Below are 16,134 nucleotides of genomic sequence, written 5' to 3' on the forward strand. Positions count from 1 at the left end.
TTTAGTAGAGGGTGGAATTAGAATAATTCCGCTTGCTCTCCTAGCGGATAATGCGCTGGGTGATACGCCCTGACTCGGTCTCTAGTACCACGATATAGGGGGCGGGTGCCAGTCCCTCTAGCGATAGCGTGGAGGCGGGGTGGTGATGCGTTTGCACCAATTTACCCTCGAGTGTATAGAGGCTCAAGTGGATTACCCGGTTGGCAGCCGTAAGGTGGAGGAGCCCATCCTCGCCCACTTGGGAGGGATAGACCCCGGGCTGCTCGTTGTTTTCGATCCTATCGGTGGGGAGTACTCCGCTATTTTCGTACACCACCTCTATCGTGTAGTTGTCCTCTTCGTTCCCCTCCGGATCGGTATAGGTGAGGGCTTCGCCCACGCGTGCCACCTCTCGGCCATTCCTCTTTACAATATATTCCTTGACGATAGGGAAGGGGACGGGGCGCTTGCCTCCGGCGTAGATTCGGGTATCGTCTTCCGGAGTTATCTGCTCAGGATTGTCGCTTACATGGAGTCGGATGGCGGCATATCCATCGGTGATGCGCCTACCTAAGAAATGGTTCCCGAGGTCGCGAGAGAAAAGAGCGTCTACATATTGCTGAATATTGTCGCCGGTCCCTTTTACCGAATAGATAGAGGCGACATTCGTCTTTTCGTTGCGAGTGGAGAAGCCGACCCAAAGGGAGCGTTGCGCATCCACCTTAAAGGGGTGCTTGAGGTAGACTGTGTACCAAGATTTTTCTTGCCATCCCTCGGGCACATCGAATTGCTGGCTTACGGTGTTTGAGGCGTTGCACGAATTGCCGTAGCGCAAGAAGGTTTTGTAGTTGCCCATAGCGCTGCGTGTGGGCATGTAGCTAATGGCGTGGATATAGACCTCTTTGTTGTGCGAAGTGAAGTATTCGCTTGGGAATTTGCTCGCAATAGTCTGGTATTGAGGGTCTATGGCCTCTGTGGCTATTCTGCTGACATGCGGCAGCCGTAGCTTGCTATACTGAGGATCTTGCGGGTAACCAAAGAGCGAAATCTCCTGCATATTGTAGGGGCGATGCCACGAGAGGGAGACCCCCTGAGAAGCCTTCTTTTTACTGGGAGATAGGGTGTGAGTGGCATCACCTACATAGATGCCCTCCTCGATGCAGTCGGCAAAAGCCTCTTTTTCGTCGCTAGGGGTTATAACCTCGCTGTTGTAGGTGTAGTGGGCTTGTACGCCGTAGACAACGGAGCCGTGGGCTCCCTCAAGAGCTTTTTGGTAGGATTCGGAATAGTCGGTGGCGGCGATTCCCTTGGCAATCTCTATCCCATTGCGATATAGCGTGTAGTCGATACTCCAACCCGAGGGGATGTGCTCGCGTGAGGGACCTACCCAATTAATTTTTAGGCGATCTTCCTCCTTGCGGATATTGAGTTGGCTAATGGGTTGGAGGGGTCGTAGGTATCCAGCCTCGTCGCGCCAACGCCCCCTAAGTGTCTCGGCACTCCCATTGCCCTTGGGGTCGAGGAAGGAGGCCATCTGGGTCGTAGGGTCTCCCTCTTTTTTGTACTTATCCCAGTGGTAGGCGAGTTTGCCATAGAGATTTTCGCTTTGTAGGGCGCATCCGCCGGTACCACCTGAGAGGGTTCCTATTACGAGGTGCTCTTGGTTCCAGAGCGAGGAGCCGGAAGAGCCCCCCTCTGTAGCGCCTTGCGCAAAGCTAAAGCGGAAGTGTGCGTCCTTGTCCCCCTTGATCTCCTCGAGGATGGTTCCGCTGTGCCAGGTGCCATCCATTACGGGAGATTGAGCATGGTCGTATACCGATATTTTCTTGGCATCTCCTCCGGGGTGATGTATCCCAACCCCCTTAGAGGGGAGCACTTTGCGCCTATCCCATCCATTATAGTACACTCGGTAGCTCGGGGGGATGGGTTGGTTGAGCTCGAGGAGTAGTCCATCGGATTGCCCTGCAATGGGGAGGAAGGATAGCAGTTTACATCCTACCATACTCTTGCCACGGAATAGGGAGAGACGGCCATTGCTGCAGCCCGGTTTTTCGTAGTGGAAGGAAAAAATCCATTGATCACGATCCGCCGGAGTATTATGCACCTTGGCCGTGGAGCTCTCGCAGTGGGCGGCCGAGAGGATGAGGGGGCGGAAGTCTTCGTTGGTGTTGTTGAGGAGGTTGCCGCTACAGAAGCTGGCTCCCTCTTTGTTTATCATGAACATTTGTACCACGCCGGCCTTCTCGCTTTGCCACTCTGCGCCCTCTTTGCAATTGACATTGATCTGGCAAAACTCATCAGAAGCCTCGTCCGGATGGAGCACGCCCGCATCGGGTAACCCCATGGTAGAGAAGAGGTGAATTACACTTGAGAGGAGAAGGCTGGGCAGCTCGCCCGAGATGGGGAGGGTGTACTCGAGGATCACGCTACTACCCGAGAGAGGCTCGGTGGCAAAACGTCCGTGTGTGGGGTGCGTCTCGTGGGGATAGGCGCCGAGGAGTTGGCTTCGATCGGGAGAGTAGATGAATAGTTCTCCCCCCTGAGGAATGAAGAAATCGTCGTAGGTGAGCAGTACCCCTTTGGCTCCCTTCAGGTCGATCTGCAAGCGGTATGCAATGCGGCCATCATTGAGTAGCGTGCGCACGGCATCGCGAGCAAAGTCGATATTGGCAGAGAGTCTGCGCCCAATGCTAAGGGGTTTGCCCGTGAGGGCGGAGTGCGCCTGGCGGTGTAGCGCCCGTTCGTCGTCGGGATTGAAGTTGGGGTGTAGGGTGATGACCCTGGCGGGGGCACTTGCACGAAGCCCTTCTGCGTTATCCTGAAAAGAAGCAGGAACCCCGCCAAACGATATCTGAGAGGAGCCTACAAGGGTAGTGCTTGCCACCAAAAAGCCCCCGATGAGGAGCCTAGAAATCAAAGATTTTTTTTGCTTCATAAAAGAATTTCTTCCATAGAATCTACGTTGCACAAAGGTAGTGAAATAAGCAACAATGTTTGTTTTACGGAGAGCATCGTAGACATATAAAAAGTGAAGAGGGGCGGCCCATAGTTCGAACCACCCCTCTCTCTTAGGAGAATTTTATATCAGAAGTACTGTCGGTACTTATCGGATAATGCGTTGCGTCTTGCGTCCGTTAGTGCCATCGAGTACTACGATGTAGTTGCCGGCGGCAACGTCTTCCATAGAAATGGTGCTCGCTGGCTGACGAACCATCTTCACGAGTTTGCCATCCATTGTGTAGATAGCAAGGCTGGTGAGAGCGTCGCTACCAGTTACGTGCAAGAGCCCGTCAATGCCCACTGTTGTGGGGAATACGGTGGGTTCTGTAGCATCGGTAGTGATCTCTTCGTTGCTCGTGTATGCACCATCTTCATACTTCACTTCTACGGTGTATGTGTCGTTTTCACTACCATCTTTGTCTACATATTCACGTACCGCTTCTACATTAGCGATCTCTGTGCCATTACGCTTGATGGTGAAACCCTTTACTTTGGGGAAGGGAACTATGTTCTTCCCAGTCACGAAGATGCGTTGATCATCTGCGCTAGTCATGGGCTTCTTCACGTTACTTACAAGGATGCTGATAGCTGCATAGCCGCTGTACTTTGAAACGATTCGTGAGGATACTGCATCGCTGTAGGATAGGATGTCTTCTCCATTCTCTAGAGCAATATTACCGTCTATGTACTCGCGTATTGCATCGCTCGTGTACTTAACAAAGCTGATAGAGGGGAATGGAGTGACATTCTTGTTGGGGATAGTCACGCCGGCAAACAGTACTTTCTCAAGATCGATGGCGATAGGCTTTTGGAGTAGCACGGTAACCCATTGGCCGGGTGCCCAATTTGAGGGAACATCGAAGGGTTGATTCACATAGTACTGTGAGTTTACCATCTTGCTAGAGTGTACGTAAGCCTTATATACTCCCGATAGCTTTTGAGTAGGTATTACGCGGATACCATGTACATAGAGAGCCGATCCGTTGGCATCGAAAGAGGCCGTGGGGAATTTGCTCGCAAATGTAATCTCCGTGGGAGTATAGCCATTGCGGTGGTTATGGGTGCGAATAGAGCCTTTATAGTTGAGGACAATCTCTTCGTACTCAGAGGTTTCTTTGGGAGCACCAAAGAGGGTAACCTCTTGGAGGTTGTAGGGCTGATTCCAAGAGATGCGTACCCCACCACTGGTTTCTTTGCTAACCCCAATAACGGGTACAGTCTGGCTCTTTTCGCCAATGTAGATACCCTGCTCAACCCAATCGGTAACAGCATAGCGCTCGGGTCTATCGGGGTTTTCTGAGGCGATGCCTGTGCCATACTCATAGCGAGCTTGTATGCCATAGGTGATGGAGCCGTGGTTGTCTTTTTCGGCTTCGGTGACGGGTTCGATGAACTCGGTAGCCTCTGTACGCTTGTCAAGATCTCTACCATTGCGGCTGATGTTGTACTTCACTTTCCAGCCATCGGCAAGATGTGTGCGAGGGATGGCATCCCAAGTAACCTTGATGTTATTGCCTTCACGGGTAACTTTTACTCCGGAAACAATGGGGAGAGGACGAAGGGTTCCTGCCTCATCTTTCCATCTACCACGTAGTTTGGTTGCTTGTCCATTGGTCTTGGGGTCGAGGAAGGAGGCCATTTGTGTTGTAGCGTCGCCATCCTTTTTGTACTTATCCCAGTGATAGTTTAGTCTGCCATAGAAGTTTGTACCGCTTTGGCAACGTCCACCTCCACCGGTGAGTGTACCTACCACCAGTTTGTCCTCATTCCAGAGAGAAGAACCGGAGGATCCACCTTCGGTTTCTCCCTTGGTGAAATGGAAGAAGAAGTGTGCGTTGGGGCCCCCGAAAGCGTCTGAGGTGTGCCAGGTGTTGAGCGTTACATCGCCATTATAGACAGAGAGTTTTTTAGCATCTCCGGCAGGATGGTGGATACCAACCCCACTGTTGGGGATGGCATCTGAGCGATCCCAACCGTTGTAGTAGACACGGTAAGAATCGGGGATCATTTGGTCTAATTTGAGGAGAAGACCATCCGACTGACCTTGAATGGGAAGGAAGGCCATGAGGTCGCAACCTACCATGGTCTTACCACGGCCCAATGCGAAGGAACCGCTGCTGCAGCCCATTTTTTCGTAGTGGAAGGTAAAAATCCACTGGTCGAGGTCACTCTCGGAGGTCTTTCTTCTATTTGTCAAGCTCTCGCAGTGTGCTGCCGAGATGATATAGGGGGTAAAGTCTTCGTTTGTGTTGTTGAGAAGGTCGCCCGAACAGATCGAAACGTATCCGCCCGAGTACATGATCATCTGTACAACACCCGCCTTTTGGTCTTGCCATTCGGCCCCCTCTTTACAGTTGATATTCACGGAGCAATCGTCGCTTGCTTGGTCTTCACCCGGGTCTTCTGTAGGTGCCGCCTTGGCGAATATATGCCCTACTGAGGAAATCAGAATTGAGGGCATCTCTTCGCTATTGAGAGCGGGTTTGTACTCAAGTATGGCGGTAGTGCCGGGTAGAGGCTCGGTAGCAAACGCACCATGCTTGGGGTGTGTTTCGTAGGTGTACTTACCGAGTACAGTCTTACGATCGGGAGTGTAGATGAAGAGTTCTCCTCCATCTTGGGGGATGAAGAAATCGTCGTAATAGAGAATGTTGGCCTTGGCATTTTTTGCGTCAATGGCGAGGCGGTACACAACGGTGCCGTCATCGAGCGTTATGCGCTCGGCATCACGAGCAAAATTGATGTCCGTGGCAATAGCACGCCCAATAACCAAAGGTTTTACACGCACTTGCTGTGCATCCCAAGCTTGTAGCCCCTTGACGTCGTCGGGGTTAAAGTCGGGGCGTACCTCTATTACTTTGCTGACCCCTGCAGAACGTAGGGCGTTGGCTGACTGACTGAAGCTCGCAGGCTCTCCTCCAAACGATATTTGCGCAGCGGCAAACAGCGTAGAAGAGGCTATTAGCGTAGTGCTCAGTAGAGCTTTCGTTAATAGGTTTTTGTTACATTTCATCGTTAGTATGATTGTATGAGTCTTCTTGTTACTTGTTTCTACCTCACGCAAAGGTACAATTTTCTTTCAGCTTAGTGTGCGATTTGTTCTCTCTCGCTATTATTTTAGGAGACTTTGATAGTTTGAGAGATTCTAGCTTGTCTCTTATTTCCTTTTCGGGTGGATTTTTTTTGTTTCTAGGTTGGTTTTACTCAAAAAAATACCCTGCTCTCCATAAAAAAGAGGGCAGGGTTTTCTGAGAATTTAGCCGACCTGTCAGGCCGCTATGGCTCGCGCATTATCGGAAGATGTGGTGTACACTTCGTCCCGCATTGCCTTCGAGTACAACAATATAGGTATTGCCGGAGGCAAGCTCTTCGACTGAGATACTTGCGGAAGGACGCTCTACTTTCTTGAGGAGTACCCCATCTGCTGTGTAGATAGAGAGGGTGGCGATAGAAGAGCTATTCGTAAGGTGCAAGAGGGCATCTGCTCCAATTTGTGAGGGATACACCCCGGGCGCCTCTTGTGCGTTGGTAATCTCCTGATTGCCGGTGTATACACCACCTTCGTACACTACCTCGATATCGTATTGGTCGCTTTCCTTGCCGTTCTTATCGGAGTACTCGTGCTTATCGGAGTCCTCACTCCCATTTACACGGGCAACTTCTTGTCCATTCCGTTTTACGATAAACTCTTTTACAATAGGGAATGGAGCAAGGTGCTTGCTGGTGGAGAAGACCTTGAGGTTGTCTTCGGGAGTCGACTTTTCGCTGTTGGTACTTAGCAAAAGACCGATGGCGAGGTAACCGGATGGTACTACTGTGTAGACGCCTTTTGTCCGAGAGGGAGACATGTAGTATAGTTCTCCCTCTTTTAGGTCGAAGGCAAAGAACCCATCGGTGTAGGGGCGGTAATCGTCGCTCGAATTGTCGTAGTAGCACAAGAAGTCGGCAGCTACGGCATTGGGCGTACTCACTCCGGCAAAGAGTACCTTCTCATGGTCGATCTTTACGGGCTTGTCGAACATGACGGTAACCCATTCTCCAACCTTCCACGTAGAGGGCACCGTGAAAGACTTGGTTACGATGCTGCTGGATTTCTTGGAGGTTTGTAGGAATGCCTTGTAGGTGCTCCCGGCCGAAGTAGGCATGAGACGCAAGCCGTGTACATACACCGCTTTGTCATTGGAGCGGAGGGCATCCGAGGGGAACTTACTGAAGAGAGTGATGTCTTGAGGTACGGGATAGCCTTTGAAGGAAACTTTTATTCTAGAGTAAGTGGGCTTGTATACCGCATCGCTTTTGGGAGCCCCAAAGAGGGTTATTTCTTGGAAGTTGTAAGGCTGATTCCAAGAGAGGCGCATACTGCCGTCTCCCTCTTTGCTCTTGCTAATTACCGGCACCCATGTGGTGCGTTCGCCTACGAAAATGCTTTGCTCTGCCCAGTCCGTTTCTACATAACGCTCCGGTTCGGCAGGATCGAGGGTGGCGAGGTCGTTGCCCGAGCCGTATTCGTAGCGAGCTTGTACGGAGTAAGAGATCGTTTGGCAGGCTCCCTTCTCGTCTCTGTTGGCCTTCTCTGCTTCGATGGCCGGTTCAGAGAAGGAGGTCGCTTCGGTACGTTTGTATTCGACGGTACTATTGTTGCGTCGAATATTGTACTTTACTTTCCATCCGGAGGCAAGGTATGTTGTGGGCACAGCATCCCAGCTCACTTTTATGTTATCTCCCTCTTTTTCTATTTTAAGGCCCGTTACGCTGGGTAGAGGGCGTAGCTCTACGCCGTTTTTCTCTCTCCAAGTGCCTTGGAGAGAGAGGGCAGCTCCGCCCCATTTGGGGTCGAGGTAGGTAGACATCTTCTCGGTGAACTTATCCCAGTGGTACGAGAGTTTGCCATAATAGTTGGTCCCCGTTGTGCAGCGGCCGCCCCCACCGGTGAGGGTTCCTACTACCAACTTATTCTCATTCCAGAGAGAAGAACCAGACGATCCGCCCTCGGTTTCGCCCTTGATGAAGCGGAAGAAGATGTGGGCATCTTCGGCACCACGGCATCCATCTCCGGCGTATCGGTCGTCCCAGGTCCTGGTGCCAACGCCCCCGTTGTACACAGAGATTTTCTTTGCGTCACCGGCAGGGTGGTGCATGCCTACCCCGCTATTGGGGAGTACATCGGATCTATCCCACCCATTGTAATAGACACGGTACGACTCAGGAACCTCTTGCTTTAGCTCTAGCAAAAGACCATCCGACTGACCATCGATGGGCAGGAATGCTCGGATGTCGCAGCCTACCATCGACTTGGCTTGCTCTCGAAAGATGGCGATGGCGCCGTTGCTGCTGTTGGGCTTTTCGTAGTGGAAGGTGAAGATCCATCTAGCGAGATCGACCTCGCTTGTCTTTCTGTTTTTTGTTGCGCTCTCGCAGTGTGCTGCCGAGAGAATGTAGGGCTTGAAGTCTTGGTTTGTATTGTTGAGGAGGTTCCCCGAACATACACTGATGTGTCTCCCATTCACCATCGTTATTTGTGCGACACCTGCTTTTTGGTCTTGCCACTCAGCCCCTTCGGCCGCATTCACGTTGAAGGCGCAATCATCGTGTGCGCTATCTTCACCGGGGTCTCTAAGTCCGGCTTCACGAGAAGAGAAGATGTGCCCTACCGAAGAAATTAGGATAGAGGGCATCTCTTGGCTATTGAAGTAGGGATAGTACTCAAGCACGGCCGTAGTGCCGGGGAGCATCTCCGTGGCAAAAGCCCCATGTGTGGGGTGCGTCTCGTGCGTGTACTTTCCGAGCACCTTGCGTTGGTCGGGGGTATAGATATATAGCTCGCCTCCATCTTGGGGGATGAAGAAGTCGTTGTAGTAAAGTAGGTTGGCTTTGGCATCCTTTACGTCTATGGTAAGACGGTACATTGTGGTGCCATCCTCTAGGGTGATACACTCAGCATCACGAGCAAAATCAATGTTTGTTTCGATCGTTTGACCTACCGTCAGAGGCTTTACGTGCAGCTTGTTAACATCCCAGCCGTTGATACTTTTCACATCGTCCGGATTGAAGTTGGGAAGAACCTTTATTACCTTGGGAGCTGCAGTAGAGCGCAAGGCGCTAGAGCTTACAGGGTGGTTAAAGCTTGCGGGAGTGCCTCCGAACGATATTTGCGCAGTAGCAAATAGGGTAGACGAGGCCGCCACTAGCAGAGGAGCCAATAGACGCTTTACCAATAGAGGAGTATTTCCTTTCATTGCTATTTGAGTTGTTTGATTTCTTTATCTAGCCGGATGCAAAAGTACAATTTCCTATTCGGAGGAAGAAGATGAGAGGGAAAAAAGAGAAACCCGACGAGAAAAGGTGTCGAGTCTCTCTTTCTTTTGATTCTTTTCGGGGGGGGGAGGGGCTACTTTGTGTCCGAAGGGGTTGGCTTGCCTTTCGCCAGATGGACAGACTGAGGCGTCAGCTCGATGAGTCTCTGTTTGTAGAGTACCCCGATTGCCATCTTAAAGGCTTTTTTGGATAGCTTGGTGAGGGCTGCAATATCCTCAGCACTGCTCTTATCCCCAACGGGAAGGCTGCCTCCTCGCTCCGTTAGTAGCTGTAGGATGTAGTCGCTATTGGTCTTGAGCCGTGCTACCCCTATGGGGTTGGGAGCGAGATCGAGCTTGCCATCCTCTCGGGTACGTACTATATAGGCTGTGGTGCGAGAGCCTACGGAGAGCTCTTCTGCAAGGTCGCTATGGTAGAGCATCCCCCAGTAGCGATGGTCGACCACGGCCCGATAGCCTCTCTCGTGGTGCTCTACGATGAGCGCCTCTACGGCCTCGCCGGGGGAGTAGTCGGGGAGCTCGTTCCCAATATGTTTGCGCAATTCGCCGGAGCCGGTGAGCCGGCCGCTAATGTGATCTATATAGACAACGATAGGGTAGCTTGCCTCCGGAACAAAGCGTATGGGCTGCTCTGCAAAGGGAACGAAGAGGTCACGATGGATGCCCCAGCCCATAAAAGCCCCCTCTTGGGTCACTGCCTTTACCTCCAGAAATGCGACCTCGCCGAGTAGGACGTAGGGGTGGAGGGTCGTGGCAATGAGTCTGCCTTCATTGTCGTGGTAGATGAATGCTTCGATGAGGTCCCCCTCTTGCAATCCCTCTTCCGGGAAATAACGGCGAGGCAAAAGCACCTCCTCGGTATCCACGGCTAGGTAAGCCCCGGGAGGTGTGATGCGTAAGACCTCTAGAGCCGTCCACTTTCCCAAGTAGGGGTTTTGCGGAGAGATATGGGGCTGAGCAGGGAGACGAGAAGGCGGAGATGCAACCTCCTTTTCGTGTAGAAAGGTGATTTTGCGAAGACCCTTGCCGAATTCGCCGGCAGGCTCTCGATCTCCCTTTTTTGTATGCTCGGGGTACGACATTCGTGTCTCTTACGAGGTTAATCGAGCGTGATATAGCTATTGTCGCGAAGCTCCGGCATCACATTGAGGCGTTGAGTTACCCCTTCGCTTAGTACATCGAAGGTATAGAAGGGGGTAGAACGCTCTCCCAGGATATAGGGACGGAAGCCAAAGAGGTAAGAGAAAACAGATCGGTATTTCTCCTTTGCAATCTGCTTCTGGATGGAGGAGTAGCTGTCTTTGCGCCAGTAGCGGCAGTATTTTACGCCATTGCGATCCGTAAACATGCTGCTCTCGTCTCGGTATTGTAGGGTATTCTCAACGAAGAGGCGGTAGGCACTGTTGAGCTGATCTACCATGGCCATAGGCTTTTCGTTGATGGCTACGATCACATCGTTTGCACGGATGCCGGCTTTGGCGGCAGGTGAGTTAGGCACAACATAGGCAACCTCTCCGAGGTCGGAGGTGCGTAGGTAGAGCCCCGTGTAGTTGTGTCGATGCGAAGCAATACGCCATTTGGGGTTGATATTGTATCGAACGAAGGGGAATTGGCCCATCATCATAGGAATGGAGAGGCGGGCATATTCTTCGATGGAGAACTCCTCCGTGAGGTGCTCTACGGCCTCGCTGCTCCAGAGCAAAATGCTGAGGTTGCGCCCGTTAAAGATGCGTATCCCCATGGTAAGCACATAGTCGGCAAGCTGTTTGTCTGCCCCTACGGCTAGGAAGGGCACTTGTACCAGGCTCTTTTGGTCGGGGTCTATACGTATATCCCAGCGTTTATCTGCGTTCTTTGCCTTTTTGGCATCGAAGTAGGGATTGCGAGCGAGCGTGTAATAGGTGTCGATAACGATGTCGGGGTCGGCCGCGTCGTAGCGTAGCCCCTTGGCCTCTAGTTGCTTGCGGATCACTTCGTTTAGGGCAATGTCGGTGCTCGAGAGGGCTTTGCTCTCATCGGCAAATGCGAAGTTACCAAAGTTTTCGAAGTTTGTTTTGCCCTCACGACCGGTGTCGAAGGGATAAATGATGGCGCGTTCGCTCTCGTCTTCGAGGCTATAGAGGGAGAAGGCCTGCGCCAGGAGTCGCTCATCGAGTAGGGAGCGGTCGTGACACTCGGGTTGGAGGGTGCGGCTCTTTTTCTTGTAAGAGAAGTTGCTAACCTCTAGTTGTATGGCAGCATCTCCGCCTTGCAAAATGTCTACGAATTCCTGTTCGGAGAGGTCTCTGAGAGCCCGTCCATTGATGCTCTCTACGATGTCCCCCACTTTGAGTCCGGCAAGCGCTGCAGGAGAGTTGGGCTCTATAGAAAGGATAACGGGGCGATTGGCTCCCCAATTTTCGTTGTAACTCATCTGATACTCCAGCCCAATGCGGCAGATTTGGCTCTTAGACTTGGAGTTTTGAGCTTGTGTACTACCGACTCCCAAAAGGAGTGTAGCCAAAGTTAGAGTAAGAAGGTGCTTAAGTTTCATCGTATGCTTCTCTAGAGTTATTACTTTGTTGTATAGTGATGGATAAAGAGCTGTAGAGCTTCACGGCAGACCTCTGCGATGAGAGCTTCTCGCCCTTTTTGTATTCTGAGTTTGTGTGCATAAAGTTGGCTCCCGAGGGCTATCCCAATCCAAACAGTGCCAATAGGCGACTCGGGAGTACCTCCTAGAGGTCCGGCAAATCCCGTTGTTGCTAGGGCATGGTTTGTTCCAAAGCGTGCTTGTGCGCCCTGAGCCATGGCAAGGACCACTTCCCGACTTACCACCCCATGTCGGGCAATGAGCGAGGGGTCGACGCCCAGTAGTTGCGCTTTTTGCTCTTCGCTATAGGTGATGGCTCCGCTTGCGTACCAAGCACTAGCCCCTGCTTGGGCGGTGAGGAATGAGGCAAGCCGCCCCCCGGTACAGCTCTCGGCTGTTGCGATTGTCTCCCGATGGGCGAGGAGCAAGCGAGCTATTTGTGCTACAAGGGGTTGGAGCGTTGTCATTCGGGGCTCTCTCTATTATAGGTTCTCTTTGAGCGTAGTGCGAACAAAGGGAACGAGGTCTCGTGAGGCAAAATCTCCGGCTAGATACGAGAAGTAGCCGGCCGCTGCTACCATGGCAGCATTGTCTGTAGTGTAGGCAAACTTAGGGATAAAGATCTTCCACCCATAGCGAGAGGCATAGTCGTGGAAGGCATCTCTAAGCCCCGTATTGGCAGAAACGCCTCCGGCTACAGCTACCCGATTGATTTGGTATTGCTTGGTGGCCTTGAGGAGCTTGCCCATGAGGATGTCGATAACCGTCTTCTGGAGGGATGCGCAAAGGTCCGCTTTGTTCTCTTCTATAAAGTTGGGATTCTCTTTTAGTTCGTCTCTAAGCGTGTAGAGAAACGAGGTCTTGAGACCGCTAAAACTATAGTCGAGGCCTTTGATCTGGGGCTTGCTGAATTGGAATCGAAGGGGATTTCCCTCATTTGCCAGTTTATTTACGACGGGGCCTCCGGGGTACCCGAGCCCCATTACTTTGGCGCATTTATCGAAGGCTTCTCCCGCTGCATCGTCTATCGTCTGCCCCACCACCTCCATGTCGTAGGGGCTATTGACCTTGATGATCTGTGAGTTCCCTCCCGACACCAATAGACACAAAAAGGGAAATTCGGGGCTTTGGTGCTCCTCTCCGGGTTCGTAGATAAAGTGCGCCAGCACATGTGCCCTCAAGTGATTGACAGAGATGAGGGGCGTACCAAGAGCCAGGTGTAACCCTTTGGTAAAGTTGACCCCAACCAACAGAGATCCTAGCAATCCGGGTCCTGCCGTAAAGGCAATGCCGTCTAGGTCGTGCACCGATACGCCCGCACGCTTGAGGGCTTCGCTCACCACCGGTACGATGTTTTGTTGATGTGCTCGCGATGCCATCTCGGGTACTACCCCTCCGTAGGCACTGTGCACTGCTTGACTTGCAATTACGTTGCTGAGTAGCTCACATCCACGCACTACGGCGGCGCTAGTATCGTCGCAAGAGCTCTCAATCCCTAGTAGAAGTGGATACTTCTTATCTTGTGTCATTTGCTGTTGCACCATTCTGTTTGGCGCAAAGGTAGGGATAAAATGGAGATTAGACGTAGAAGAAGAGTGGATTGTAAAGGGGGAGGTACCTCCGCCATTGGCTGCAACGGAGGAGGGGAGTCGAGTACATTCGGGGCGATTGTGATACCCTTTTCTCTGTACGCAACTCCCCTCTCTATCTTGGGAGATCTCTCCTTTTATTCTCCTAGGGAGATGGCTCGGGGCTCCCCTTTAAGAAGAGGTCTCGGGCGCTAGTTCTTTTTTAGTCCTTCTTCTCTGCCTTTTGCTTGGCATGTCGCTTATCGGTAAAGTAGAGGATAGCGATGAATGCGAAGAAGGAGACAAGAATGAGAGTCATCTCAAGGGCATACTCCATGGGGTGTACCCAAATCTCTTTGAAGAGGTTCCATCTTCCTAGGATCTCTACCGTGTTCCAGAGGATAATTACCGTGGGTATAGCATACCGGATGGCGGCTCCAATGTTTTTGATACGGATGAGACGAGAGAAGAGATACATAGCCCAAACGAGAGAGCCAAAGGCTATGATGTAGGCAACGGGGTGACGATCTCCGATAAAGGCTTCGTCGTAGACAAAGAGGAGGAGTAGGTAGCAGGTCCACATGATGGCATTAAACTCCATAAAGGTGGTAACGGCCACGTTGTGCACCGGAGCACGGAATGTTCTCACTTTTTCCTTGGGGAGGAAGTGGCGTTGTATCCAGTTGAATAGGTTACAGCCCGTGCGAGAGTTGAGGGTATAGCCGAGCATCATCATGACCCAGAAGCTAATGCTCGAGGGCATAATCAGGTACTCGGGCTTGGTTATAACCTCTTTGGTTACAGGGTCTAGTAGGGGAGCTACACCGTAGCGTCTAGCGTAGTAGACGAAGGCGAATTCTACCCAGCCGGTCCAGAATAGTACCCCTCCGAGGAATCCTAATATTGTCTGCTGTGTAGCGTTGCGAGCCATAAAGCCCCAGAGAAGGAGTACTACTCCGATAAATCCCATGATCAGCGCTGCGTAGAATACGTAGGCATCGCCGGCAAATTTTTCGCTCAAAATCATGAGGGCATGCCCTAGAGGCATACTGAAAAGTACGATGAGAAAGGCCCAAACGCCCTTCATACTAAAACGAGAGAGGCTCTCGCTAGAGGGTGAGCTAGGTGAATTGGTTGTAGTCATTTCGGTGCTATCTATTTGTTTACTCGTGGCAAAGATAGTACAATATAGTTGTATTTTGACAAGAAAATACCAGATGTAATACTAAATCGCCGCTAAGGCGTCTCCGAAATGTGATCTGAGGAGCCTATAAATTGCGGAAAATAGTCCAGGCTATGGTGATGAGAACGAGAATCCCAATAAAGAGAGTACTATTGCAGCGGAGGTAGATATGCTCCGCCCAAGCGTAGTGATGGCGTAGGCGCTCAATGGCAAGAAGGAAAAAGACAAGGGGCATCCCCAGGATCATAAGAGGATTGTAGTGCCAGGCTTGTAGCAGGCGACCATGTAATAATGCGTGGGTTGCTCTAAGGCTCCCGCAGCCGGCGCATTGGTAGCCGGTGAGCATACGTGAGGGGCAACGGGGGTAGATGGACGTTGTCTCGGGGTTAAAAAAGAAAAGGAGCAGGAGGGCAACCACAATTGCCACTCCCACACCTATGCTTAGAATACGAGTGGAGGAATATTTCATCCTACCCCTATCTTATTTTTTGTTGGGTTATTTTTGTTTGCGGATCGCATCGAAGCCCTCGCCGTATACACCATGTACGATACCTTCGGATACGAAAGCATTGGGGTCGATCTCACGTACAATCTGCATGAGAGGAGAGCGCATGTTCTTACGCATAACGACCATCAATACCTTGGTGGGTTGCTGACTATATCCTCCGGTTGCCTCTAGAATGGTGCATCCTCGGTGCAGACGATGCACAATAGCTTCGTTGATCTCGGCATACTTGAGGCTGCTGATAAAGAATTGTACACTCTGCTTGTTGCTGTTGAGATAGAAGTCCATGGCTTGGGCCACCACCACTATTTCTACGAACGAGAAGGCGAGCTTACCAAAAGCCACCGTCCAGTCGTATTGGGGGCCCATGTAGTGGCTCACGATACAACCTGTACCTACGATCACGCTGTCGACCATAATCATGGCACGACCGAGCGATACATTCTTGTACTTATTGATGATGGCAACAATTACATCGGTACCTCCGGTAGATCCATTAACAGAGAACACGAGACCCAATCCCAATCCGCAGAATACCGAGCCTAAGAGCAAGGCTACGAAGGGTTCGTCGGTGGCAAGTAGAGGCCCTACGTTGGGTACGAGATTGCGGATAAATGGAGAGATATTCTCGAGTACGGCTGCTTGTTCCACGGGGTCTGTGAAGAGTGCTTGTCCAAAGGGAAGTACAAGCAAGATCATACCCACCCCGATAAGGGTATTGAGTGTGAAGCGCCACCCTAAGAAGAGGATTGCGAGCACCAAGAGGAATACATTGATGATGTAGTAGGGGACAGTAGCCGGGATGTTGGTGGCGAGCTGGATGATGGTGGTAACACCGGCCAACCCCCCGGAGGTAATGTTCTGAGAAAGAATGAAGGCTGTCCACCCAAAGGCATAGCTCACTACGCCGATAAACATGATCAGAAGATCGTGCGCAATGCGCAATTTTGCCCCTCGTTGCTTGGGGAGCTGCAACTTAGATTCGGTCATCTTGAGAGATATTTTCTTGTTTT

Annotated in this window: 10 protein-coding genes; all 10 read right to left on the reverse strand. The window is 51.5% G+C overall.

The annotated features are described in order from the left end of the window. Positions 1-40: 40 nt before the first annotated feature. The 10 genes from Q0090_RS01745 to Q0090_RS01790 all read right to left on the reverse strand — a co-directional run bounded on the left by Q0090_RS01745 (position 41) and on the right by Q0090_RS01790 (position 16,111). Positions 41-2,914: a T9SS type A sorting domain-containing protein gene (locus Q0090_RS01745; RefSeq protein ID WP_297946843.1), complete on the reverse strand. Its 2,874-nt coding sequence runs from the start codon at positions 2,912-2,914 to the stop codon at positions 41-43. Between the two features lie 168 nt (positions 2,915-3,082). Beyond that, complete coding sequence (locus Q0090_RS01750) at positions 3,083-5,992, reverse strand: T9SS type A sorting domain-containing protein (RefSeq protein ID WP_297946845.1); 2,910 nt, start codon at positions 5,990-5,992, stop codon at positions 3,083-3,085. Positions 5,993-6,269: 277 nt separating this feature from the next. Then, positions 6,270-9,215, reverse strand: coding sequence for a T9SS type A sorting domain-containing protein (locus Q0090_RS01755; RefSeq protein ID WP_297946847.1), 2,946 nt, complete (start codon positions 9,213-9,215; stop codon positions 6,270-6,272). Positions 9,216-9,367: 152 nt separating this feature from the next. Continuing rightward, complete coding sequence (locus Q0090_RS01760) at positions 9,368-10,375, reverse strand: S1-like domain-containing RNA-binding protein (RefSeq protein ID WP_297946848.1); 1,008 nt, start codon at positions 10,373-10,375, stop codon at positions 9,368-9,370. 17 nt (positions 10,376-10,392) lie between these two features. After that, a complete protein-coding gene (locus tag Q0090_RS01765; RefSeq protein ID WP_297946849.1) occupies positions 10,393-11,826 on the reverse strand; it encodes a PDZ domain-containing protein in 1,434 nt (477 codons plus the stop codon). Between the two features lie 20 nt (positions 11,827-11,846). Continuing rightward, positions 11,847-12,332, reverse strand: coding sequence for a CinA family protein (locus Q0090_RS01770; protein ID WP_297946851.1), 486 nt, complete (start codon positions 12,330-12,332; stop codon positions 11,847-11,849). A 15-nt stretch (positions 12,333-12,347) separates the two neighbouring features. Continuing rightward, positions 12,348-13,409, reverse strand: a complete 1,062-nt coding sequence (tsaD, locus tag Q0090_RS01775; RefSeq protein WP_297946853.1) for a tRNA (adenosine(37)-N6)-threonylcarbamoyltransferase complex transferase subunit TsaD — start codon at positions 13,407-13,409, stop codon at positions 12,348-12,350. Between the two features lie 247 nt (positions 13,410-13,656). Beyond that, complete coding sequence (locus tag Q0090_RS01780; RefSeq protein ID WP_297946855.1) at positions 13,657-14,577, reverse strand: hypothetical protein; 921 nt, start codon at positions 14,575-14,577, stop codon at positions 13,657-13,659. 124 nt (positions 14,578-14,701) lie between these two features. After that, on the reverse strand, positions 14,702-15,085 hold the full coding sequence (locus tag Q0090_RS01785; RefSeq protein WP_297946857.1) for a DUF2752 domain-containing protein: 384 nt from the start codon (positions 15,083-15,085) through the stop codon (positions 14,702-14,704). A 27-nt stretch (positions 15,086-15,112) separates the two neighbouring features. Beyond that, positions 15,113-16,111, reverse strand: a complete 999-nt coding sequence (locus Q0090_RS01790; protein ID WP_297946859.1) for a YitT family protein — start codon at positions 16,109-16,111, stop codon at positions 15,113-15,115. Positions 16,112-16,134 lie beyond the last annotated feature (23 nt).

This window comes from uncultured Porphyromonas sp., assembly GCF_938023125.1.
Classification (GTDB): Bacteria; Bacteroidota; Bacteroidia; order Bacteroidales; family Porphyromonadaceae; genus Porphyromonas.